The organism is Polaribacter sargassicola (genome assembly GCF_021991835.1).
GTDB lineage: Bacteria > Bacteroidota > Bacteroidia > Flavobacteriales > Flavobacteriaceae > Polaribacter > Polaribacter sargassicola.
Map to the genome: position 1 here is coordinate 1 of NZ_JAHDAU010000059.1, position 395 is coordinate 395.

Below are 395 nucleotides of genomic sequence, written 5' to 3' on the forward strand. Positions count from 1 at the left end.
CTTCAATTAGAGGCTGTTCTGCCGACAAAATTAACGCTGATAAATTAATATACGCATTGATATATTCAGGATCTAACTCTAATACTTTTTCATAGTGCTTTTTAGCTTCTTCTGGGTGATCAGATTCTGCAGCTATAACCCCCAAATTATATTGTAACTCAGGATTTGTTGGATCCATTTCAGTGGCTTCTTTAAGTAAGTTTTTAAACTCCTCAGTATTACCCATTTTATAGTGCACATTTGCTTCTGATAATAATAAATTAATATCATCAGGACTTTCAGCTCTAGCATCTTTCATAGCCTCTAAAGCCTTTTCATCATTTCCTTGACTTACATAAATCAAAGCAATATTCTTTACAATTTCAGGTTTTTTAGATTCACTTTTCTTTTCAAAA

The 395-nt window shown here is 31.9% G+C and carries 1 protein-coding gene; it reads right to left on the reverse strand.

Translation table 11 applies throughout. The features are described 5' to 3' along the window. Window positions 1-395: tetratricopeptide repeat protein (locus KI686_RS15810; RefSeq protein ID WP_237590295.1), on the reverse strand; the 395-nt coding region annotated here is incomplete at both ends.